Annotated in this window: 14 protein-coding genes; 6 read left to right on the forward strand and 8 right to left on the reverse strand. The window is 56.2% G+C overall.

Annotated elements, in window-relative coordinates; all coding sequences use genetic code 11:
- Positions 1–39 precede the first annotated feature (39 nt).
- Both nifK and BPHY_RS43010 read left to right on the forward strand, forming a co-directional pair.
- Complete coding sequence (nifK, locus tag BPHY_RS38265) at positions 40–1,599, forward strand: nitrogenase molybdenum-iron protein subunit beta (RefSeq protein ID WP_012406783.1); 1,560 nt, start codon at positions 40–42, stop codon at positions 1,597–1,599.
- A 174-nt stretch (positions 1,600–1,773) separates the two neighbouring features.
- Positions 1,774–1,977, forward strand: a complete 204-nt coding sequence (locus BPHY_RS43010) for a hypothetical protein (protein ID WP_041766640.1) — start codon at positions 1,774–1,776, stop codon at positions 1,975–1,977.
- A 149-nt stretch (positions 1,978–2,126) separates the two neighbouring features.
- Here BPHY_RS43010 and BPHY_RS38275 read toward each other — a convergent pair whose 3' ends face one another.
- From BPHY_RS38275 to BPHY_RS38285, 4 genes are all read right to left on the reverse strand, one after another.
- Complete coding sequence (locus BPHY_RS38275; RefSeq protein ID WP_012406784.1) at positions 2,127–7,556, reverse strand: AAA family ATPase; 5,430 nt, start codon at positions 7,554–7,556, stop codon at positions 2,127–2,129.
- 220 nt (positions 7,557–7,776) lie between these two features.
- Positions 7,777–8,007 carry a hypothetical protein gene (locus BPHY_RS42405; protein WP_143062436.1) on the reverse strand — a complete coding sequence of 77 codons (231 nt, stop codon included), beginning with the start codon at positions 8,005–8,007 and terminating at the stop codon, positions 7,777–7,779.
- Positions 8,008–8,352: 345 nt separating this feature from the next.
- A complete protein-coding gene (locus BPHY_RS41100; RefSeq protein WP_012406785.1) occupies positions 8,353–8,559 on the reverse strand; it encodes a YbdD/YjiX family protein in 207 nt (68 codons plus the stop codon).
- Positions 8,560–8,571: 12 nt separating this feature from the next.
- Positions 8,572–10,650 (reverse strand): carbon starvation CstA family protein, encoded by a 2,079-nt coding sequence (locus BPHY_RS38285; RefSeq protein ID WP_012406786.1) that lies wholly within the window; start codon positions 10,648–10,650, stop codon positions 8,572–8,574.
- Between the two features lie 205 nt (positions 10,651–10,855).
- On the opposite strand from BPHY_RS38285, the gene BPHY_RS38290 reads away from it, so the two are divergent.
- From BPHY_RS38290 to BPHY_RS38310, 4 genes are all read left to right on the forward strand, one after another.
- Entirely contained in the window at positions 10,856–12,271 is a 1,416-nt protein-coding gene (locus tag BPHY_RS38290) for a cache domain-containing protein (protein ID WP_041766642.1), read from the forward strand.
- Entirely contained in the window at positions 12,268–12,909 is a 642-nt protein-coding gene (locus tag BPHY_RS38295; protein ID WP_012406788.1) for a response regulator, read from the forward strand. Before BPHY_RS38290 ends, BPHY_RS38295 begins: the two co-directional genes overlap by 4 nt.
- A 1,482-nt stretch (positions 12,910–14,391) precedes the next feature.
- Positions 14,392–15,024, forward strand: coding sequence for a response regulator (locus BPHY_RS38305; RefSeq protein ID WP_012406790.1), 633 nt, complete (start codon positions 14,392–14,394; stop codon positions 15,022–15,024).
- 1,169 nt (positions 15,025–16,193) lie between these two features.
- Positions 16,194–17,486: a cytochrome P450 gene (locus BPHY_RS38310; RefSeq protein ID WP_012406792.1), complete on the forward strand. Its 1,293-nt coding sequence runs from the start codon at positions 16,194–16,196 to the stop codon at positions 17,484–17,486.
- 156 nt (positions 17,487–17,642) lie between these two features.
- Here BPHY_RS38310 and BPHY_RS38315 read toward each other — a convergent pair whose 3' ends face one another.
- From BPHY_RS38315 to BPHY_RS41115, 4 genes are all read right to left on the reverse strand, one after another.
- Positions 17,643–18,998 (reverse strand): carboxyl transferase domain-containing protein, encoded by a 1,356-nt coding sequence (locus BPHY_RS38315; protein ID WP_012406793.1) that lies wholly within the window; start codon positions 18,996–18,998, stop codon positions 17,643–17,645.
- A gap of 85 nt (positions 18,999–19,083) precedes the next feature.
- Positions 19,084–20,424 carry an amidase family protein gene (locus tag BPHY_RS38320; protein WP_012406794.1) on the reverse strand — a complete coding sequence of 447 codons (1,341 nt, stop codon included), beginning with the start codon at positions 20,422–20,424 and terminating at the stop codon, positions 19,084–19,086.
- A 30-nt stretch (positions 20,425–20,454) separates the two neighbouring features.
- On the reverse strand, positions 20,455–22,143 hold the full coding sequence (locus tag BPHY_RS38325) for an NAD(P)/FAD-dependent oxidoreductase (RefSeq protein WP_012406795.1): 1,689 nt from the start codon (positions 22,141–22,143) through the stop codon (positions 20,455–20,457).
- Positions 22,144–22,350: 207 nt separating this feature from the next.
- A protein-coding gene (locus BPHY_RS41115) for an IS5 family transposase (protein WP_085965141.1) occupies positions 22,351–23,117 on the reverse strand; the annotation gives its coding sequence in 2 pieces (ribosomal slippage) (positions 22,351–22,787 and positions 22,787–23,117; 768 coding nt in all).
- Positions 23,118–23,419: the final 302 nt, after the last annotated feature.

The raw sequence follows: 23,419 nt of genomic DNA on the forward strand, positions 1-23,419 counted from the left end.
GACAGAAGGCTGTTCAGATTTTCGATTCAGGAGCGTGTCATGCCCCAATCCACCGATAAAATTCTCGATCACGAACTGCTTTTTCGCGAGCCAGAGTATCAGGAACTTCTCCGCAACAAGAGGGAAAACTTCGAGTTCAATCATCCTGATGAGGCGGTGACGCAGGTCGCCGAATGGACAAAGACTGAGGATTACAAGCAGAAGAATTTTGCTCGAGATTCGCTGACAGTGAATCCAGCAAAGGCGTGCCAGCCGCTTGGCGCAGTCTTCGTGGCCAACGGTTTTTACAAGACTTTGCCGTTCGTGCATGGCTCACAGGGCTGCGTGGCTTATTACCGCTCGCATTTCTCGCGACATTTCAAGGAGCCGACGTCGTGCGTCAGTTCGTCGATGACAGAGGACGCCGCGGTGTTCGGCGGGCTGAACAACATGATCGATGGCCTCGCGAATGCATACAACCTGTACAAGCCCGAGATGATTGCCGTCTCGACAACATGTATGGCAGAGGTGATCGGCGATGACCTCGATGCGTTCATTAAGAACAGCAAGCAGAAGGGCAGCGTACCGCAAGACTATGACGTGCCGTTTGCCCACACGCCCGCGTTTGTGGGCAGCCATGTGACTGGCTACGACAATGCGCTATTGGGCATTCTGAAGTATTTTTGGGACGGCAAGGCTGGCACTACCACACCGCTCACTCGCGTGCCGGACGACACCGTGAACTTTATCGGTGGATTCGATGGTTTCGTGGTCGGCAATATGAAAGAGGTTCGACGGATCTTTGATCTGTTCGGGGTAAAAGTCAACATCATTTGTGACCCGTCCGAGACATGGAATACGCCAACCGATGGCGAGTTCCGGATGTACCAGGGCGGAACAACGAAAGAGGAGGTCGAGCGCGCGTTGAACGCAAAGGCAACGTTCGTCTTTCAGGAGTTTTGCTGTGAGAAGACGGGCAAGTTCATCGCCGATCATGGCCAGGAAGTGATCTCGCTGAATGCGCCCGTCGGCGTTGGCGGGACCGACCACTTCCTCATGGAGATTTCGCGTGTGACCTGCAGACCAATTCCCGCAGAGCTCGAAAAGGAGCGCGGCCAACTCGTCGATGCCATGGCGGACAGTCAGGCGAATCTGCACGGCAAACGCTACGCCCTTTATGGCGATCCGGACCAGATGCTCGGGTACACGCAATTCCTGCTTGAACTCGGTGCGGAGCCGGTGCACGTGCTCGCAACGAATGGCAACGATGGCTGGGCAGAGAAGGTCAGAGCCCTGTTGGATGCATCGCCATACGGTGCAGGATGCAAGGTCTACCCAAAACGCGATCTTTGGCACATGCGCTCGCTGCTATTCACGGAGCCAGTGGACTTCCTGATTGGCAACACATACGGAAAGTATCTGGAGCGCGACACTGGGACGCCCCTCGTACGGCTCGTGTTCCCCATATTCGACCGCCATCACTATCATCGCTACCCGACTTGGGGGTATTCTGGCGGCTTGCGAATTCTATTGGCGCTGCTGGATGAGTTCTTCGAAACAATGGACGCGAATACCATTGATATTTCGAAGACAGATTACAGCTTTGATATTGTCCGCTGACGTGCGTGTGGTCCTCACGTAGATGCCATACGGGAGCGCAGCGATGGTGCGCGTGCGCCCGACAGGAGTAAGACGGGGCTCGCACACTCGTTTTCTCGGAAGGGGCACGCAAATGGATGCGCCTGACACGGTTCTCCGCGGACAGAATTCGACGGCGGGTGGCCGTCCCTGTACATGGCCTTTAAAGTCGGCAAGAAGGACTGGAAACTCTCGCTGGGTGATGGTCAGTGCCCGCCCAGCCGCTCGGCGGCCACATTGAAATTGTCTGTTGCGCCGTGCGCTGGTAATAGCGATTTTGAGTTACTGCTCGACATCGCGGAGTTGCTGTCCAAACGGGCTGTTTTCGTCCGCTACGAAACCCATTCGACGCAGGTGTGAACATTTCGCACGGGTTTTGCACGGCGGGCCGCGCCCGCGCTTCCGGTACCGCATGGCATCTGGACGAACTATTTGTGCCGTTGCGGCGAATTCTTACGCATGGCGTGCGGCGTGCGGTTGACGAACATCCCGCATTTTGCGATCGCGGCCTAACTATCAGGCAGGCTCGCTTTTATTACAGCTCCGGCACCCGGTGAACTGACAATTTCGATTTGGCCGCCGAGCATCAGAACGCGCTCTTCCATTCCCACCAGGCCAAAGGATTTCTTTCGGGCAGCCTGAACGTCGAAACCTTCGCCGTCATCGCGTACTTCGAGAAGGTAAGCATTAGCCGTCCGCTCAAGCGTGATGACCACCCTCGTGGCTTTCGCATGACGAGAGACGTTGGTCAGTGCCTCCTGAACCAGGCGAAACAGCACGATAGCCCGGTCCTCGTCCATTGCGATGTTCTCATCGTGCACGAGCAGGCGACACTCTATACGTCGATTGCGATTGAACTCGGCAGCGAGCCATTCGAGTGCGGCCACGATGCCTGTGTCCAGCGCGGCTGGGCGTAGCGATGTGATGACGCCCCGTACAACTTGCATTGTTTGGTCCACGAGAGAAACCAGTGCCTGCGTCTGCTCGACAAGCTTCGGACAGTCAGTGTACAGTTTCATCTGCAAAGCAGAGAGTCTTAGGCGAAGTGCGGTGAGATGCTGCCCGAGTTCGTCGTGCATTTCACGTGCAATACGTTTGCGCTCTTCTTCGCGTGCCGTCTCGCGACGCGAGGTGAGTTCGCGCAGCATCTCGTATGATTCCCGCAAGCGGTGCTCCACTTCTTTTCGCTCTGACAGGTCGACCACGAAGGCGACGCCTTCTTTCCGACTGGATTCGAAAGCAACTCTGCCAACCATAACAGGTACACGGCTGCCGTCCTTTCTAATGTATTCCTTTTCGGATGGCTGCACGCGCCCCGTCCGCAAAATCTGTGCTAGGGCGTCTTGCGTGGTCTCTTGCCATTCCTGCGGCGTCAGATCTCTCCAGCGTATGCGGCCTGAGACGAGGTCCTCGCGCTCGTATCCCACCATTCTCAGAAATGCGTCATTGGCCTCGAGAATGTCGCCATTAGCGTTCCACACGATGATGCCGATGATGTTTGCGTCGACGAGACGACGGATTCTAGCTTCGCGCTCCGTAAGGTCCTCATACAAGCGAGTGTTCTCAAGCGATGTTGCTGCCTGTGAGGCCAGAAGGCGAAGCACTGCAATTCGAGCAGGAGCGAATGCGCGGGTGATCAGATTGTTTTCGAGATAGAGCACGCCCGTAAGCTTGGCCTGGTTCGTTAGAGGCAAGCAGACGATAGAACGCAGCCGATGCTCGCGGATATAGCGATCCGTGCTAAATGCAGGGTCCTCTGCGGCATCGTCGAGGATGACGCTCTCCCCGGTGCGTAAGACATGGTAAAGCACTGATTCGGGCATCAACGTCGCATTAATGGGCACAGTCCTCAACTGCACGAGAGCCATGTTGCCGTCCGTTGTAGCTTCAGCCGCTATCCATTGTTTGTCGACGTCTGGTAGGATGAGCATCCCCCGCTGCGCGCCCGCCTGTTCGATCGCCGTGCGCATGACCGTATCGATCAGATTGTCCAGGACGATCTCGCGCGAGATTGCCTGCGATACCTTGATCACGGTAGCGAGGTCCAATTGTTCGATGGGCGCCCCGATAGTGGTAGTTGGCGTTGGCGCTCGCTCCTTGTCCATGAGATGCGGATGAAGGTCGTCGAGTTGTCGCACCTTGCCATCGGCACCCCACCGTTGGTAGGCCTGTCGGGCCTCTTTGGCATATATGCGTGCGATCTTCTCAAAACCGCGTGTCGCGTAGAAACGGGACGCGAGTTCGTTCGCTACAGCTTCGTTATGGACAAAGCCATTAGCGCGTGCTGACACGATGGCTTCTTCAAAGAGCCGCATCGCGTCAACATCGCGATTTTCCAACCGGGCAATCTCGGCACCGACCAACGCCACGCGATCTGTGAAATTTGCGGGGCAGTTCTTCGACCAGATTTTCAGTTGCCGGTGATGCGTCGCTATGGCATCTTGGCAAACCTGCCGCTCTCCGGCCGGAACGTGATCGTAATATGCCGCTCGGGCCAGCGCGCCGTAGAAGTGATACTCACATTCCTCCAAATGTGACGAAGACGTCCAGAGCAGTTGTTGCGCCGTCCCTGCAGCGTCAACAGCTTCCGCGTAGTTGCCGGCAATATAGCGTGCCTGCAATTTCCTGATCCAGTACCAGCACGCAGCGGTCGCCAGCGCGGGGTTGCCCGACAAACGATGCTCGAAGCGAGGTTCATTGACGTTGCGGTCATCGAGGCTCCCAAATCGGAGTGTTGAGCCGCGGAGCATTCGAATTAGCGCGAGCTGCGTGCTCAGGTTATCGACAACCATGCCAAAGCCCGTCTTTTCGGAAAAGACTAGGCCCTGTTCGGCTTCATGCTCCACCGCGCCTAATGGCTCGCCGACAAACAGCAGGTTGGAAATGACATGGCAGCACGTGTAGGCGGCAGACGGCAGGTCTCCGATTCGATTCGCCGCCTTGAATGCATTATCCAGCACCTCACGGCTCATCCGCACGTGTTTCGTCCAGCGCGCGACATAAAGCGCATAGCAAAGATACGTGACCGCCTGAAAGCGCTTGAGGCCGCGTTGTTCGACGAGCCTGTAGCCGAGATCGCCAAACTTGAACCCTTTTTGATAGTCGTTAAACCGCGGTCCCGCTATCCGTGCAAACATAACATACGCGAAAGAGGACGCGTCGCAGTTGCCATGCTCCAGGCTGAGACTGACCGCTTTGCATATCGTCAGCGAGGCCAGATTCGCGTCCGTGAACCATGCTGGGCGCAAGAGCTTGCTCAGCACATCAGCCGTCGAAAGAGAATCTGGGTCCTTCATTAGTGGCAAGTCGATGAGGTCCTCTATCACTCGACCCTCAAGCCGGATCCAGATGCGCTCGTACTCCCGTTGTACTTCTTCTTCACTAGGATGGGCTGACCAATGAATCCCGACGCGACGGAGATGTTCGAGGCAAACAGCGACTGCACGATCGCTCTGATCAAGAGTCAGGTAAACGTCCATTTGCAGGCATGTGACGATCGCCTGTTCGATGATACGTGTTGCGCGAAGTGACAGCACGTTCAAGCGTTGCTCTGCGTTCGACAGTCGACCGGTCAGGAATTCGCATTCGGCTCGAGTTAACTCGAGTGTGAAGATGAGTTCGTGCTTGCGCTCCCAGCGGTCGTCGGCTAGGAGTTGCGCACCCATGATGAGATAAGTGAGCGCTGATTCGTAGGCCGTCGACGTCTTGGCGCGCTGGCCGGCTATCAGGTTGAATGCAGCAAGTTGGTCGCGTTCCTCCTGATCATCCATCAGCGCTGTCCCGCGGTTGAGTTGACTGACGATATCGAATATCGCCTGCTCGCGCTTCTCGGGAGAGGTTTGTGTCGCGAGCAGGCGCCCGATACGCAGATGGACCTTTGGAAGCAAGCCTTCTGGGATCAGCGAATAGGCAGCTTCCTGCACCCGGTCGTGCGCAAACCTGTAGGCATCTCCCAGATCATCGACAAGCTCCTTGTGTACCGCTGGTATCAGCGACGTGCGCACACTTTGCTTGGTTTTCCCCAACATTTTCGACAGAATCCCGAGCGTTGCGGTATTGCCGAGACAGGCGAGCAGTCGCAATGCCCGCCGCGTTTCGGCAGGGAGGCGGGCCAGCTTTACGACCATCAGGTCTGCCACGTTGTCCGTGTAGCCCTTTGTGCGAATTTGTGGCAGACGCCACTGCCAACAGGCCAGGTTGTGGTCGAAAGTGAGTAAATGCTCGTCGGCGAGTGCGTGTAGAAATTGAATGACGAAAAACGGATTACCGCCAGTCTTATCATGTATGAGCTGCACAAGTGGCGAGACCCGTTCCGGCGTTGTGTGGAGCGCTTCTGCAATCAATCGCTCCACGTGCTCGCGGGTAAGCGGTAGAAGCGCGATCTCGTCAACCGCCGCGCCCATGCTCCTGAATGCCTGAAGCTTACTCATCAGCGGATGATTGGTGTCTACCTCGTTGCTTCGATACGCGCCAATGATCATCAGATACTTCAGATCCGGGCAGGTTAGAAAATCCTGCAACAGGTCCAGCGTCGCGGTATCGAGCCATTGGAGGTCATCGAAAAACAGCACCAGCGGATGTTCCTGCCGGGCAAAGACACTCACGAACCGCCGGAAGGCTAGCTGGAAACGGCGTTGTGCCTGATGCAAATCCAGTTCGGGGACGGGCGGCTGGTCGCCGATGACGAGCTTAAGCTCGGGGAGTAGGTCAGTCACGAGTCGCGCGTTTGGCGTCAGTGCCTCCACGAACGCCTCGCGCCAAATCGCCAGTTCCGTCTCTCGCAGGGTGAGAAGCCGGCGCACCAGATCACGAAAAGCGGGCAGCAGTGTCGAGTACGGTATGTCGCGCTTGTATTGGTCGAACTTACCCGACGTGTAGAGTGCTCGTGACGGCACGAGCACCTTCTGTAGCTCATTCGCGATCGCCGACTTACCAATGCCCGAATAACCGGAAACCAGCACCAATCGCGGTGTGCCCCTAGCGATGACGCGGTCAAGCGCCGCGACCAGAGCGTCGATCTCACGTTGCCGACCATAAAGTTTATTGGGAATCGACAGCCGATCAGGCGTATCGTGCTCGCCGAGCGTAAAGACTTCGATGTGCCGCTGTCGCTCCCATTCGGTGAGACAACGTCGGAGGTCACGTTCCACACCGGCTGCGGTCTGATAGCGCTCCTCGGGCGTTTTCGCGAGCAGCTTCATAACTACTTCCGAGACGACGGGCAGAATTCTCCCCGCCCGCGCGTTCGGCGCCATCGGCTTGCGAGCAACGTGGCAGTGCACCAATTCCAACGGATCGTCGGCATTGAACGGCAATACACCGGTGAGCATCTGGTAGAGCACAACGCCAAATGAGTAGAGGTCACTTCGGGAATCAATCGAGCGGTTCATTCGCCCTGTCTGTTCGGGCGCCATATATGCCAGCGTGCCCGCAATCGTCTCAGGTGGCACTGGGGATTGACGCTCGCGGGGCAGTTCTGAAGCGATGCCGAAGCCGGTGAGCCGCAAGAAACCATCCGCACAGTTTGTCAGAATATGAGCGGGCTTGAGGTCCTTATGGACGAAACCGCGCTGGTGGAGTTTGCCCAGCGCTTCAGCAATGCCGATGGCAACGTGTAAAACAGTTCCCATTTCCATCGGCGCGCCGATCATCCGTTCGAGCGGCTCGCCGCCCGGGTCTTCGAGCACCAATACAGTCCGGCCTTCTCCGCGAATCAGATCTATCGGCCGTACCGCCCATGTGCTGTTGAGTTTCTCCTTCAGCTCGAATTCATGCGTGAGACGAAGGATGGTGTCGGCTGAGGGATTCGCCGCCGTGGTCTGTACAACCAGAACGCTTTCGCTGCCGCGAGATTGACAAACCCGACAGAGGACACGGTCCGCGTCCTCCCAGAGGACTTGGCGGTTATTTCGATTTTCGGAAAAGCGTTGAACGTTCATTTACCGCATACTCTAAGCCGTTCGAATCGGTAATTATGCGCTGTATCCTGCAAGTATGGCACCTATAAAACGTAAGAAGAAACGTCGTCGGACGAGACTGGGCTGGACGCGCTCCAAGGACCGAACATGCACCGGTGCGAACGTACGGCATTGGCGGGTTGTGTCGCCAGCCCGTTTAATAGCTTCGTCCGCGAATCGGATACTCCTTCGGGAGGTATTGTCACGTTGCCGAGTGACTCGGATAACATCTGGCGATGCGGAAGGCGAAAGAATTGCGCTTCATCTCGACCATCGCTTGACGGCAAGCGTCAACAGTCGCGCCGTGCGCATGTTCTACCGGGTTCAGTTGAGCCTGCGCGACATCGAGAAGTTGTTGTTCAAACGGGGCGTTGTCGTCCGCTTCGAAATCATTCGACGTTAGTGCGATACGTTCGACGCGGGCCTTGCTCACCGGTCAAGGTTCGCGTCCGCAACCAGGCACCACGTAGTACCCGAATGTGTGTCACGAACACAAGTGAATCCGTGTGGTGCCGTATTGAGTGTGCGCCTCCCGGAGTCGATTTGTAGCAGCAGGCTTCAAACCGCCCGGTGCTACTGCGTTATAAGGGTATGGTGGTGATCGCCCGCGGAAAGGTCACCCATCAGGGTGGCAAGTACGTGTTGTGAAGGTGAATGAAAGCAACCCGTTCGATGACGCATCGTTAAGTGCTAAAGCTCTGTCAAAACTCGCGGGCGGTCGTCGCTCCAGGATGGATCGGGACGAGAGCTGCTTGCGGATGAGCCGGCACCTGTAAGTTCAACAACACTTCCCCGTACTTGCTCTGTACCGCGCTGCCTGCCGTTCCTGAAAAAACTCTTCGTAGCTCATCACATCCCGGTCGGGATGTATCTTCCTCATATGCGAAACGTACGTCTCATAGTCGGGCAAGCCGACCATCAATCGTATGGTCTGGCCGAGATAGCGCCCGGCGTTACGCACGTCGTGCCTCAGTCCTGAAAACATCACGGCCTCCGGTCAGTTAGTGCTAACTGTACGTTGGTCGGTGGGCAGCATCTCGAATTGCATCTCCCGATCAGTAGCACAATCTTCGCGACGAGCACGCACGACAGCAAGCGCCCCATACACGACAACAGTGACAACCACGAAGATAAACAGTCCGGCGAGCGCCGCGTCGATATAGTCGTTGAACATGACGCGATGCATCTGCGCAACAGACTTCGCGGGCGCGACGATCTTGCCTGCACGGGCAGCTGCGCCAAGTTTCGCTGCGTGCGCGAGGAAGCCGACCATCGGGTTGTCATCGAAGATCTTCTGCCAGCCTGCCGTCATCGTACAGATCAGTAGCCACACGGTCGGTACCAGCGTGACCCATGCGAAGCGTTCGCGCTTCATCTTGAAGAGCACCACCGTGCCGAGCACGAGTGCAATTCCCGCAAGCATCTGGTTCGAGATGCCGAAGAGCGGCCAGAGCGTATTGATGCCGCCCAACGGGTCGACGATGCCTTGATAGAGGAAGTAGCCCCACGCCGCGACGCACAGCGCAGTTGCGATCAGATTGGCGGGGAGCGAATCTATGCGCTTGAGTGCAGGGTGGAATGTGCCGAGCAGGTCCTGCAGCATGAAGCGGCCGGCGCGCGTGCCCGCATCGACCGCCGTCAGGATGAAAAGTGCCTCGAACAGGATCGCGAAGTGATACCAGAACGCCATCATCGCCTGACCACCGATCACCTGATGCAAAATCTGAGCCATACCCACAGCGAGCGTCGGTGCGCCGCCTGCGCGCGCCACGATGGTGGTTTCACCGACGGCTTTTGCCGTTTGCGTCAGCATTTCCGGGGTCAGCACGAAACCCCATTGAGACACGGTCTGCGCTACGGCTTCAGGCATGTTGCCGAGCACCGCAGCTGGTGAGTTCATCGCAAAGTACACGCCCGGCTCGATCACTGCCGCTGCGACTAGGGCCATGATGGCGACAAAGGATTCCATCAACATCGCACCATAGCCGATGAAGCGCGCGTTGGCTTCATTGTCGAGCAGTTTCGGCGTCGTGCCCGATGAAATCAGTGAATGGAAGCCGGACACTGCGCCGCAAGCGATGGTGATGAAGAGGAAAGGGAAGAGATTGCCCGACCAGACGGGGCCCGTGCCGTCGATGAACTTCGTCATCGCCGGCATTTTCAGTTCCGGTGCGACGATCAGAATGCCGATTGCAAGGCCGAGGATCGTGCCGATCTTCAGGAACGTCGACAGATAATCGCGCGGCGCGAGCAGCAGCCACACGGGCAGCACCGATGCGATGAAACCGTAGCCGATAAGGATCCAGGTGAGCTGTGTGCCACTGAACGTGAACCAGGCGGCCAGTGCTGCGGAATCGTGCACTTGCTGGCCGAATACGATCGATGCCATCAGCAGCACGAAGCCGATCACCGACACTTCACCGATACAGCCCGGGCGGAGAATGCGCGTGTAGATGCCCATGAAAAGAGCAATGGGAATCGTCGCGGCGACCGTGAACGTACCCCACGGTGAGTTCGTCAGTGCCTTAACGACGATCAGCGCCAGCACGGCGAGAATTATCACCATGATGAGGAAAGCGCCGAACAGCGCAATTATTCCGGGGACAGTGCCAAGCTCCATCTTCACGAGATCGCCGAGCGAACGTCCGTCCCGGCGCGTCGAAATAAAGAGCACGATGAAGTCCTGCACCGCACCTGCGAACACGACTCCTGCGAGAATCCAGAGCATGCCGGGCATGTAGCCCATCTGCGCGGCGAGGACCGGGCCGACGAGCGGACCCGCGCCCGCGATGGCCGCGAAGTGATGGCCGAACAGCACGTACTTGTTAGTCGGCACGTAGTCGAGACCGTCGTTATGCCGCACGGCAGGCGTCATACGCTGGCCGTCGAGCTGCACGACCTGATTTGCGATGAAGTGGCTGTAGAAGCGGTACGCGATTAGGTAGACACAGACGGCGGCGATCACGACCCAGAGGGCGCTGACCTTTTCGCCGTGCGTGAGCGCGATGGTGCCGAACGCGAATGCGCCCAACAGTGCGACTGCCGTCCACACCAGAAAACTGGATGCGCGGTTCATAGGAGTCTCCAATATAGTTTTATGAAACGACCATCAGCGCAGCAGGCCGGGTCCACTGCGGCTCGCTGTGCGGGCCGCCGCGCATAGTCAGGGATGTGCCATGCTTTGGGCGTGTAGTATTCGTCTTCATCGAGTGCGTCACAAGCGCACAACTACGTAAGTGTGCTACGTAGTTATACGTAGCCCGACCGACCGGTTTACCAAGATGAAACTGAAAGCGAAGATATTTCTGCTCGCCATCGTACCGTTTCTCGTCGCGATAGCTGGCATTGCCTTCGGCGTGCGTCATCAGGCGACGACGCTCGCGAAGGCGCAGCACGACACGACTCAGTTGGCCTATATGGCCAGCAAGAAAATCGAATTGCGCAATTATGTCGATCTCGCGACTGGCGCCATCAAGCCTCTGTACGACGAGGCCGGCAAGAATGCGCGCGACGATGCCATGCTGCGCGACCGCGCACTCGCGATGTTGCAGAAAATGGACTTCGGACCCGACGGCTACTTCTTCGTCTACGACATGCATGGCCGTTCGTTGATGCACCCGCGCGAGCCGAATCTCGTCGGCCGTGACCTGTGGACGCTGCGCGATCCCGCAGGGGCGCCGACAATCCAACAACTGCTCGCCGTGGCGGCACAGGGAGGCGGCTATGTACGTTATGTGTGGCATCGTCCATCGACGGGCAAGCTCTCAGCGAAACTCGGCTATGTCGTGCCACTACAGCGCTGGGGCTGGATGCTCGGCACAGGCATCTATCTGGATGATGTTGATACGACTCTCGCAAGCATCGATCGGCGCGCATCGGCCGATATTGACCACACGATGATGTGGATCGGCACCATTGCGCTGGCCGGGCTTGGTGTGATCGCCGTGTGCGCGCTTGTGTTGAACGTAAGCGAGCATCGCAGCGCCGATGCCAAGCTCAAGCGTCTCGCACAGCAGGTGGTCGAGTCGCAGGAAAACGAACGGGCGCGGCTGTCACGGGAACTTCACGACGGCATCAGCCAGATGCTCGTGTCCGTCAAGCTGCTACTCGAATCGGCGCTTGCGCGCTTCGAGCTGAGTGCAACGCGCGTCCCGTCGGCAGAAGCAGCGCTGTCTATGGGGATCACGCGTCTCGCTGATGCGCTGCGCGAGGTGCGCCGGATCTCGCATGCACTGCGTCCTTCGATGCTCGATGATCTGGGCCTCGCCGCGGCGCTCGAACAGCTGACGCGCGAGTTGAGCGCGCAGAGTCAACTGGCGATCGGGTTCACGCAGATTTGCCACGATCACGCCGCGCACTTGCCCGATACTGTGAAAACCACGCTCTTTCGTATCGCGCAGGAAGCGTTAATCAATATTCTCCGGCACGCACATGCGAGTCGGGCGGCGGTGGCGCTCGAAGTATCGGGAAGCGAGATCACTCTCTCCATCAGCGACGACGGACGGGGCTTCAATGTCGAACGCGTACAGTCCGATCTTTTTGGTGGCGTCGGTCTGCGCAACATCCGTGAGCGGCTGGAGGCTCTCAACGGCAGCCTGCAACTAGACTCACACGCGGGCCATACAATAGTCACGGCGACCGTGCCGCTTTTCATGCGCGGCCCGCTTCCGGAAGAACTGCAGGCAAACCATTCATGAGCTATCCAACGGGCGCGGCCCGCCTCATCCTTGTCGATGATCATCCGCTTGTGCGCGACGGCTTGCGCGCGCGTCTTGAGGCTGTGCCAGGCTTTGCCGTCGTCGGCGAAGCGGGGAATGCGGAACAAGCGATGACGCTCGCGGCTGCGCAGGAGCCCGACCTCGTTCTGATGGATGTCGGCATGAAGGGGATCAATGGAATAACGCTCGCCGCGCTGTTTCATGAGCGCTTTCCTGACATACGCGTGCTCATGCTGTCGATGCACGACAACGTTGAGTATGTGACCAACGCTGTTCGCGCCGGTGCGCGCGGCTACCTGTTGAAGGATTCACCGGGCGCGGAAATCATTCGCGCGATCGGTGCGGTTCTTGATGGGAAGACGTTCTTTAGCGAAGGACTTGGCGCGCGGCTTATCCAGGCATCGACCCTTCGTGATCCTACGGAGCGTTTGACACCGCGAGAGCGTGACATTCTTGACCAACTGGCCGAAGGTCTGTCGAGCAAGCAGATCGCACAGCGCAGCGGTCTGTCAGTGAGAACCGTCGAAACGCATCGGCAGAATCTGAAGCGCAAACTCGAAATAGATGGTCAGGCAGAGCTGATCAAGTTCGCCGTGGAGCACCGGCGCTCAGGTTAGGTCAACCGCCCGGAAAATTGGTATTGCGCAAATCGGATAGCGGCGATGCGTGTGCGTTTCAGAGCATCCCGCCGTGCAGCGCGCACCTCTGCCCGCCGATCTCGAGACCTGCCTCCGGCAACGCCGCGACACCGACCCGACTTCAGCGGAACGCTCTTGCCTTCGAGGCGCTCACGGCGGCGCGATGCGAACGCATGCGCCGCGAAACGTTCTAGCACATCCTCAGATGTCGTATGGTGCGGGATGCGCGGCGAGCCGATTTGACCGCACGGTGCGAAGCTGCGCCGAACGTATCGCACCCAACGTCCAAAGATTTCGTAGCGGACCACAACGCTCCATTCGAGCAATAACGTCTTGTTGTACGCAGGCTCAACGGAAGCGGTAGTACGGGCGCGCAGCGCAACTGATGGCGATCGCCGGGAAGCGATGGTCGCGATAAAGCGCATTTCGTCTCCCGCATCGCCAGATGTTACTTGACTCGTGCTGACCACCACGAAACCCATAGCTGCGGCCGATTGGAAGCGCCAGAATTTCCCACGAGAAAAGAGGCATGATGCAACGGCATAGAAGGTTCTCGCGCATCGGCCGCAGGCTCTACGAGCAAATGGCGCTCAGGATTTCCTGACGCGTTAATCAGGATGTCTCGCATCGGTTTTCCAGTGCGTCCTGACAGCGTCGTTAAACCAGTTGTGCGAAAATCCGGCGTCGAAAATCCCACGCCACGCGAAGTGTGACAATTGCTTATCTCTCGGAGCGAGAGAATAGACAGCAAGCCTGCCGCGCTGAGACGTTTGGGTGAAACAATGCGTAAATTACGGCGGTACGACACGGACCAGCTCGGCGAATACGGATTTTTCTCGCTTTGCGAAATGGCGGATAAGATCGACGTTCTCATCGAACGCCCGGCGTCCGTGGCGAAGCCGATGGCTGTGGGCGAGTCACCGGAGAAAGCACGATTAGCGGCGCAGGCGTAAGAGCTGAAGAAGCAGGCAAGAACCGCAGGGAAGAATTTGGGCAAGACGCGGTGAACTCGTTTTTGAGATCGAGTGCAGAATAGGATAGCCAAACGGCGGCACTCGCGGGGAATACGGCGCTCGTCAGGTTGGATGCGCGGTGGAACGGTTTGGCTACATGCGGTGGCGCCCTGAAACTGCGGCGTCTCGCGACGGTGCTCGCCATTAGCTGCGCGATCACCCTGGATCTTGATGGTGTAACAACAGTATCTCATGCGCCGAGTGAAGGCTGATATCCAGCGGTTGGCATGAGGTGACGGAGCCGAATCTCCATTGCTACTTCGTCGCACCGCGCTCGTCATTCTGGTGAGCGAGGCAGTCGATGCGTTGCTTCTCACGGTCTCAAAGTGCTGCTTTCATTCGCGGCTTGTCGCGCGCTGCTGATCGGTGGATCGCTTCCGATCGGCAGCAGGCCGGGCGCGCGGACCATGGTTTCCATTCATATTCCGCTCGATGGCGGACCTCGAACATGATCAGGATACTCATTGCGGACGATCACGCGATCGTCCGTGGCGGACTCAGGCAGATCATCGCAACCACGAGCGATATCATCGTCGCGGCGGAAGCGGTGCAAGGGACAGAAGTGATCGACAGGCTGCGCAGTTGTGTCGTCGATCTGCTACTGCTCGACATGACAATGCCCGGCATCAGTGGCGTCGATCTGATCCGCAGAGTGCGGGTGGAGCAACCGTCGCTGCCCGTACTCGTGCTGAGCATTCACGATGAGGCACAGGTGGCCTCGCGCGCATTGCGCGCGGGCGCAACGGGCTATCTGACCAAGGACAGCGACCCGGACGTGCTGCTCGCGGCGATCCGCAAGCTCACGGACGGCGGCCGCTTCATTGATCCGAAACTTGTCGATGGAATGATCTTCGAAACGCAGCGCGGCGACGTGCCGCCGCATGAGGTGCTGTCGGACCGCGAGTTTCAGGTGCTGCAGATGCTCGCGGCGGGCCGGAGCATCAACGAAATCGCCGACGCGTGCGCGCTCAGCGCGAAAACGATCAGTACATACAAGACGCGCCTGATGCAGAAGCTCGGATTTTCGAACAATGCTGAGGTGATCCGGTATGCGATCCGGCATGGGTTGATCGTCGAATAGGCGGTGAGGAAGGTGAGTGGCGCACACGCTCTTTCTGTCAGAAGGGCGTCGGGCCTAGAACAGTGTTAGCTTTCGTAGTGGCGCATTCGCCGTTCGCACTAGTGCGCAACAAACCGTCTGTCCGCGGCCCGCCGGGATGCAGAGGTATTCTTTGCGGCGCGTACGCCGCTCGTTCAAGCGCAATGATAGCGGATAGCACTTACATAGTGTGCAGTGGTGTCCGTGTTCAGCGCGACGTTCCTCGACGGACGGAAGAGCTAACCGGAACAAAGGCTCAAGTACAAGTTCGCCGGCGCGGTGCGCGAGCTTCTTTTCGAGGGGTGGCTTCCTGGCATGACGCTGCGGATCGTCATTTTTGACCGGCCTCATCGCTCCGAGTATCGACGCGACGTAATGGTCTCGGCAAAGGCATGAGCAAAGCACGCGACCCGAGCCGAAGCTGGAAAAATTGATTTCACTATCACAGTCAATCTGGGTGCCCGGGCGACACCATTGATTTCAATCATGCCGCCTACTCGCAAGCTCTTTTCCGATGAAATGTGCAACGGTACACTTATGCCATGATCGATAGGTCGACCGCATCGCTGTATGGCCAGTTCCTTCGAGAAAAGCAACTCACCGACATATTGGCAGCCGCAATAGCTACGCTCGGTTCCCTCGGCCTGAGCGCGGGGGCGAATACGTTAATCAACTTACGGTCGTTGTCTTCATGATCGCAAGAAGCGTACGATTTTCACCAACCGTATGATCTTCGCCCCGAGACGGTCAACGCGCAAGGTGAAAATTTATGTGTTCACTGCAAAAGCCAAGAGGACTACTATCGATAGCATAGCCGAACGAAAGAGCACAGAGCCCGCAAACTCGGCGGAGTTCGCCGATTCGCAGACGTCGACGCAATTGCATCGTCCGCGGCGCGACGAGCCAGCCACTTGACAAGCTCACGATACTCTGCGCGCATTCAGACCACCATTCCGGGCCGCATAGTCATCGACTGTGCGAACATCACAGCAGGTGGTGGCCGTGAAATGCGTGTATTGGCAATTGGTACCGGTCTCGGAAGTTTCGTGTTGCGGTCGCGCGAACGCAATCTTGGCCTAACAGTCAGTCGTTTTTGCGTGTGGTTATTGGCCACGCCGATTTCACGACGCATTTTAAACCGTCCTACCGTCATGAACATGTCAAATTACGACCTGCCAAAAGACATGGCAAACCATCTGGTTGATCCGCATTACTATACCAACCCTGATCGTCTCCATGAAACGTATGCTTGGGCGCGCGCGAACAACCCTGTCGGGCGTGCAATGGCGGACGGGCATGATCCGTTCTGGGTGGTCACGAAACACGCCGACGTCTCCATGATTTCACGAGACACCGTCTCGTTTTGCAACGGCGAGTATTCTGTCGTCTGCCGGCCGAAAGCGTCGATCGAGCATGTCATTTCCGCAACTGGTAGCCCGAACATTGTCCGCTCGCTCGTGCATGTCGATGGGGACGAGCACAAGAATCTACGTGCGCTGACACAGTCATGGTTTATGCCGAACAGCATCATCAAGCTTGACGGCCGCATTCGGTCGCTGGCACGTGCGATGACCGCGAAACTGCTGCAGCAAAGCGGGCAAGTGATCGATTTTGCGAACGACGTTGCATCGCACTACCCGCTGAACGTGATCATGGATATTCTCGGCGTTCCGCAGGAGGATTCGCTGCGGCTTTTGACGCTGACTCATGAGATGTTCGGAAGCGAGGATGCGGAATACAAGCGCGAGATGCAGCGCCAAGGCGACTCGAGCAGCGCAATGGGCAAGGCTCTGCTGTCCGTTGTGGCCGACTTCAAGGACTACTTCAAGCGCCTCACCGAAGACCGCCGGGCGAACGCACGTAACGATATCGCGAGCGTACTAGCCAACGCGGTGGTCAATGGCCAGCCTATCGATGAAAGAACCCTTCTTGGCTATTACGTGATCATCGCCGCTGCGGGGCACGATACGGTTTCATCGTCCATCTCAGTCGCGATGTGGGCGTTGAGCCGCTTCCCTGAGCTGCTGCCGCGACTTCAGGCGGACCGTTCGCTGATTCCGCAGTTTATCGACGAAACCTGTCGTTACGCATCGCCTGTGCGTCATTTCATGCGTACGGCAACTGTCGACACCGACGTCCGAGGACGAACAATCCGGAAGGGCGATTGGCTGATGCTCTGCTACGGCTCAGCAAATTTTGACGAGGAAGTCTTTCCTGAGCCGTTCAATTTCAATATCGACCGCAAACCGAACCGGCATCTCGCATTCGGCGTTGGCGCTCACGTGTGCCTTGGTCAGCATCTCGCAAACATGGAGATGCGCATCCTGTTTGAGGAACTGATCCCGAGGTTGCGGCTTATCGAGCCGGCGGGTGAAATTGAATTCATCGCGTCCAGCTTCGTCGGTGGTCCAAAGCATCTTCCAGTGCGCTGTGTGATGCAATGATTACACCAAAAACAGCGAAGGAATGCTGCCATGAAAGCCGAGGACATCATTCTCAGAATCAAGTATTGGCAAGTCCGCCAATACTTGGCCGTTTTGATGCAAAATATTTCAAGTGTGCTTTTAAAAGTAAACGGCCGGAAAAATACGAGAGCATTATCAGCTAGGAAATAAATATTTAGTTAGTTGATCCCTTGTTTGTTCTATATCAATAACGTCAGTAATCAGTCCGCTACTTTTTAATAACCTTGGATCCTCAATTTCTTTGGTTAGTGTTTGCACTGTGATCCTTGCGTCCTCGTCAAGGTTAGATAAAACCTTGTTCATCGTATCCGGACTGAAAACGCCAATATGCGCATGCGGATATGCCAGCACTGCTACCGGGTTGAACCCGGGTCCGCACATGGCGTAGACACCGCCGGTGTAAGCTTTTCGCGCAACAAGGAGTAACTTCGGAACCTTACATTGAATATGCGATCGAAACAATTCTGCTGCCGCCGAGAATATGCCGCTACGTTCCGCTTCTTTCCCGATCATGAATCCGGGGACATCAGCAACAAATATAATCGGTGTTTTGGTTTTGGCAGCAATGTTTATCATTTTGACCATTTTGGACGCAGATTTCCGATGGATTATGCCTCCGTTGTGTCGAGGGTTGTTGGCGATAACCGCGATCAGATTCCCTCCGATGGTTGCATAGCCCGTCAATACCTCCTGCGCGTATTGTGGGCTCATTTCGGTCAGACTGCCTTTATCGATAAAAGAATATAGCAAATCATGCATGTCATATGGTGTTCGGTGATTCGACGGAATCAATTTTTCAAAATTGGTCGGATCGGGATTTTGATATTCAAAAGCGCTGCGTGAGCTGCCTTTAAAAATGTCGTTAACCAATTTTTTTAAGCATTGGAACAAGCTTCCTTCGTCATCAAATACCAGCTGAACCGAGCCTGAGTCCTTGCTGTGGACGTTTGTTCCGCCTAGTGAATAGAGGTCGGACTCCTGCGCCAGCATGGCCTTCACCATATCCGGCCGACCCATACATAAAGCGCCCTTCTCAGTCATCAGTACCAAGTCTGCGAGCATCAGCGGTAAAGCAAGCGGGCCTGAAGTAGGACCGAGTATGGCGGAAATCAGCAGATTAGTTTCTGCAAATTCCGCGATAGATGCGCTTACCCGGCCCATTCCCGATGGAGACAAAAGCAGTCTGGACATGTCTCGGGAAAGCACTTTTGTTGTGTCGAAGCTACCTGTCCCTCCAGACTGGTCCTGAATGTAGATCAACGGGGCACCGTTATTCTTAGCCTGAGTTACCGTGCTTATGATTTGCCCGGCAGTGTGCCACTGGCCACTTCCATGGAACTCACAGTCTTGCCCGCGATTCATGACAAGAAACGTCCTTACCGAATTTACCAATCCTTCACCGCAGATGAAATGACTCCTCTCATCCTGGTGGTGGTCAACAAAACTGCCAGGGTCAAAGAGCGCATTTATCCTCTTCAAGGAAATTTGCATTTACAGTTTGCCCTCCTGACAGTGCGTGTGAGACGAGTTGCCGCGGGCGCTGTTGCGCTGAGCGGTGCTACACGGTAGCCCACTATTACGAAATCAGAATTTCTTCAATGCATGTTGCTGCGGCTAGGAGGCGGCGATCTTGACCTCGCGCAGCGTCCAAACTCAGTCCCACCGGCAGTGACTTATCGGGCGCGACAGGAAGGGTGATAGAAGGCATCGCAGCGTTGCTGGCCAAATCGGTGTTGCGAATCACGTCCGCAAATAGTCCGGGCCGCCCGGCATCGATCAGACGCGGTACGCAACGCGGAACGGTCGGGTAAGCGAGAAAATCAATGTCCCAGTTGCTAAACAACGTATTCATTTGCATGCGTAAGGCAGCAATACTTTGGATTGCGGATGAATAGTCTCGACTGGAGATAAACTTTCCGGCCAGATTGGTGTGAATGATATCTCGGACACCAGTGTCACGAATGTTGTCGAATACTGTATTTATCCTGTTTGCCCACCCCAGCGAAAGCAATGTCCGAGGGAAATCCGTGAAAAATTCATAAATCGGAACGGTAAACGTTCCGGCCTTATTTAGCCCGGCAACAGCCGAATCATCCAGTTCGATGCACTGGAAACCTGCACGAGTCAGTCGTCTGACGGCGTGCGCGCAGTGCTTTCGGACATCATCATCCAGTTCCGTCCACATCGACGCCGGAAGGCCGATTCGGCGTCGAGTACTTTTTATTTTTGTCGGAAGCTGATCTTCGGGGGTCAGCAACTCATATAGAAGCTGCGCATCTTTCGCTGTCTTCGTCAGCAGGCCTGGGGAATCCTTCGTTCGGGAAACGGGGATGATTCCGGCTGAAGACCATCGACCGCTTGTGGGCCTAAAGCCAGTAATGCCACAGAAGGCGGCCGGTATTCTTACCGAGCCGCCGGTGTCCGTCCCGATTGCGATGGGAACGATGCCGGCTGCCACAGCCGCGGCGCAACCGCCACTGCTCCCTCCGGCCAAATGCTCGGGAGCTGCTGGATTCACCACAGTCCCCCATTGAGGGTTGACCGATGTGATGCCAAAGCTAAGTTCATGCATATTGTTCTTGCCGGCGACGACAGCTCCGAGGGATTTCAGCTTCCTGACGATAGAAGCATCGCGCTTGGCAATACAATCTTCCATTCCCGGTGTTCCCGCAGTAACAGGGAGACCTTTAACACAAATATTATCCTTTAAGGAAAAAGGGATGCCAAAGAGTGGTGCACCTTTTAAAGCGTCGTTCGCTCTAGCAAAGTACGTCTCGGCGTCGCATGTACGAATGAAGCAGTTGAGTGTCGCCGCACGTACATCCGCGCCGAGTATGCGCTCCCGGATTTCTGCTGCCGACAGTGTACCAGTCCGTATGCGATCGCAGAGTGATTGCACGGTGTTTTCAAAATGCATAGGGTTTCAAATACGAGCGAACGTGCGATATCAGTAACGGTAAGCGCTGCGGATTTCGTCAAGCGGGTTGCCCGGCAGAAGCTTCCCTCCTGTACTGCGTATCACGGCGCATGCGCTGTTCACAGCCGTCTGCACAGCTCCCTCAATCCATCCTCCGGTGAAAGAACAGCCACATCCAGCCAGATAGAGCCCGGTATCCCTTGCAGGATTATTTGCCGTCTTGTACTGAAAGAAGAGTCGTTGTGAATAGACATCCTCGCCGGGATAGTTGAGCTTAAACGCTCCGGAGGAGTGCGGGTCGGTCAACCAGTCGTGGTGAAGGACACTAGTATCATAATTGCCGGCGGCGGGAACTAAATGGCGCGCGAGTTCTGGATGGAACGTTGCAAGTTCCTCGACAAAGCGCTCACACCGCTGCTTTTTGTCGGCGACGCTCAGTAGCTTGTGGGCGTCGTCTTCCCACGTGTAACTGAGTAATACCACGCCCCGCCCATCTAAGTTATCAGGTTCGTAATCGAGACAATATACGCCCCGAGCGAAACCGTCCGACTGGATGGTGACTGGCAGCCCGTTTGTGATCCAGAATTTGTCGCGGGTGAGCATGAACAGTTTCGACGACCCCGTGAGATGTGTTTCTCTCACGGCTCGGGATACGTCGCGGCTTAAAAACGTTTCGTCGTCTGTCAGACAGTGAGCGATTTGCATTGCTCTGTTGTTGCTGGTAACGATTACGCGGTCGAAAGCCACTATCCCATCTCTATCCGTTGAGAGTTTTATCTTCCCATCCTCTTTGTAGATGCGCCCCACGGTGCTAAAGCGAACCCGTTCGCTGACAGTGCTTCCTCCGATCTCCTGTCCAGCCAGCCGTTCAACCAATGTGGAAGTTCCGCTCGAGATCAGGCGCTGATCATCGAGATAGCCGTTAATGACGAGACGCAGAATTTCAGTGAATCCCGCTTGATAGACAGGCAGAAAGCCGCCGGAACCTATCCCTAAAGAGCCGAACAGCTCGAAGTCGTCGGGTCTCTTCCATAGGTCACCGCCGGGTGGATTCGGGCTAGTGAAAATCGTCACAATGGCGGAATAAAGCGAACTATCTCGAAATGCGTCGAGCCAGGCCTGCCATGCCGTACGCGCTTTTTCGAGTTGATGTGACTTCAACATGGCCGTAATCTTTGTTGGCGCTACGAGAGAGATGCCGTTTAGTACACACCCGTGACGCAACAAGGCTGTCCAACCTTCATGAACGCGTCTGAATAATGACGGTGGGGGATCTCCCGCGGGCCAAACATGACGAGCACCGCGATAATGCAGCTCGGTGTCGACCACTCCTGGATCAGGGAAAGACGCTGTCGTGCAGATGTTATGCTTGTTTAGGTAGTGAAAAAGGCCGGTTGCACTAGGAGGAAATCGCATTGCGCCCATTTCAGCAATAAGATGTGGATGCCTTGGATCAAATGTTTGGGACCAAATTCTTCCTCCAATGCGATCGCGAGCCTCAAATAATGTAATGTCGCTTACCCCTGCTCGCAATAGTTCTGTGGCAGCCACAAGGCCGCTGATACCGGCTCCAACGATGGCAACTCGGGGCGCAGGGATGCCGGACGGAAAGCAGCCAATTCCTCCTTCAGACTCTGAAAGTTGAAGGAAGGGAGCGTAGTCATACAGCAGGTCAACAGTCGGTGATGAACTTTGTGAAAATGCGACACGGTTCTTCATGGATTGTCTCCGTTATGACAATGCATCCGTCTAGGGAGCGATGGTTGAGGTGAATGCTGCAGCGGCCGTCGGTCGCAAAAATCGGATACTGACCTATTCCGTAGACGGAGGCTATACAGCATGCTGAAAAAATTGTATTCGTTGAAGGTACGGCGAATGTGACCATATCAAAAACACCGGAGCTATATCAAACAAATAATATTGATACTAGGTGATGTTCACATTTACGACCGGTCCAAATATGCAGGCAAGTGACGCAAACACGAGATAGCTGTCGGCGAGCTTGTCATATCGAGTGGATACACGGCGAAAATGTTTGATGCGATTGAAGAAACGCTCGACCAGATTGCGCGTACGGTACAGCCCACGGTCGTAGCGGCGCTTTGTCTTGCGATTCGAACGTGGCGGGATGACAACCTTCGCGTGGGTAGCCCGAATGGCTTGCACGAAGGCGTCGGAGTCATAGCCCTTGTCTGCGATAACCGCTCCCGTGCGCAAATGCTCAACCAGTTGTACCGCACACGAGATGTCGGCGACCTGCCCTTCAGTGACGATCAGGCGCAACGGACGCCCCGTCGAATCGATCGCCAGATGCAGCTTGGTGCTCAGTCCACCTCGGGAACGACCGAGAGCTTGCGGCCCACTTTTTTTGTAGCTCCGGCTGAATGCTGGTGTGCGCGAACGATCGTCGAATCGATCATGACGTGCTCGATTTCCGTGTGGCCTGCCAGTGCATTCACCACCCGTTGCCATACGCCCTTGCTTCGCCAGCGCGAGAAGCGGATGTACACCGTATGCCATCGACCGAACTCTGCAGGCAAGTCGCGCCATGGACTGCCAGTCCGGGCAATCCACAGCACCGCTTCGAGAAACCAGCGATTGTTGGATGCCGTTCGGCCGCGATCGCCTTCCTTGCCAGGCAGGATGTCCCGGATCTTCTTCCATACTTCATCGCTCAGTAACGTTCGCGCCATCCTGTCTCGCTGTACAAAAGACAGGATGTAAACACAAATTTTTAAATGTAAACAGCCCCTAGTACCAAGCTAATTGGAGGGTTTTTGACGCCTTGCATCACGACGCGCTAGTGGGCAATTCCTGCCTCAAAGTCCTAAGCAGTCACACCGTATGGTGTTGCGTGCAAACCTCCGGTGCCGAACAGGATTAACGTCGATTTGAGCTGCGGAGCTATCCGGAAGGCGAAAGCAGGCCTTCCAGAACGAGCTCACGTTAAGAAAAACCTTCATCGAAGCAGTCGCACGTATGCACATCGCACAGA

The sequence above is a fragment of the Paraburkholderia phymatum STM815 genome, assembly GCF_000020045.1.
In the GTDB taxonomy this organism is placed as follows: domain Bacteria; phylum Pseudomonadota; class Gammaproteobacteria; order Burkholderiales; family Burkholderiaceae; genus Paraburkholderia; species Paraburkholderia phymatum.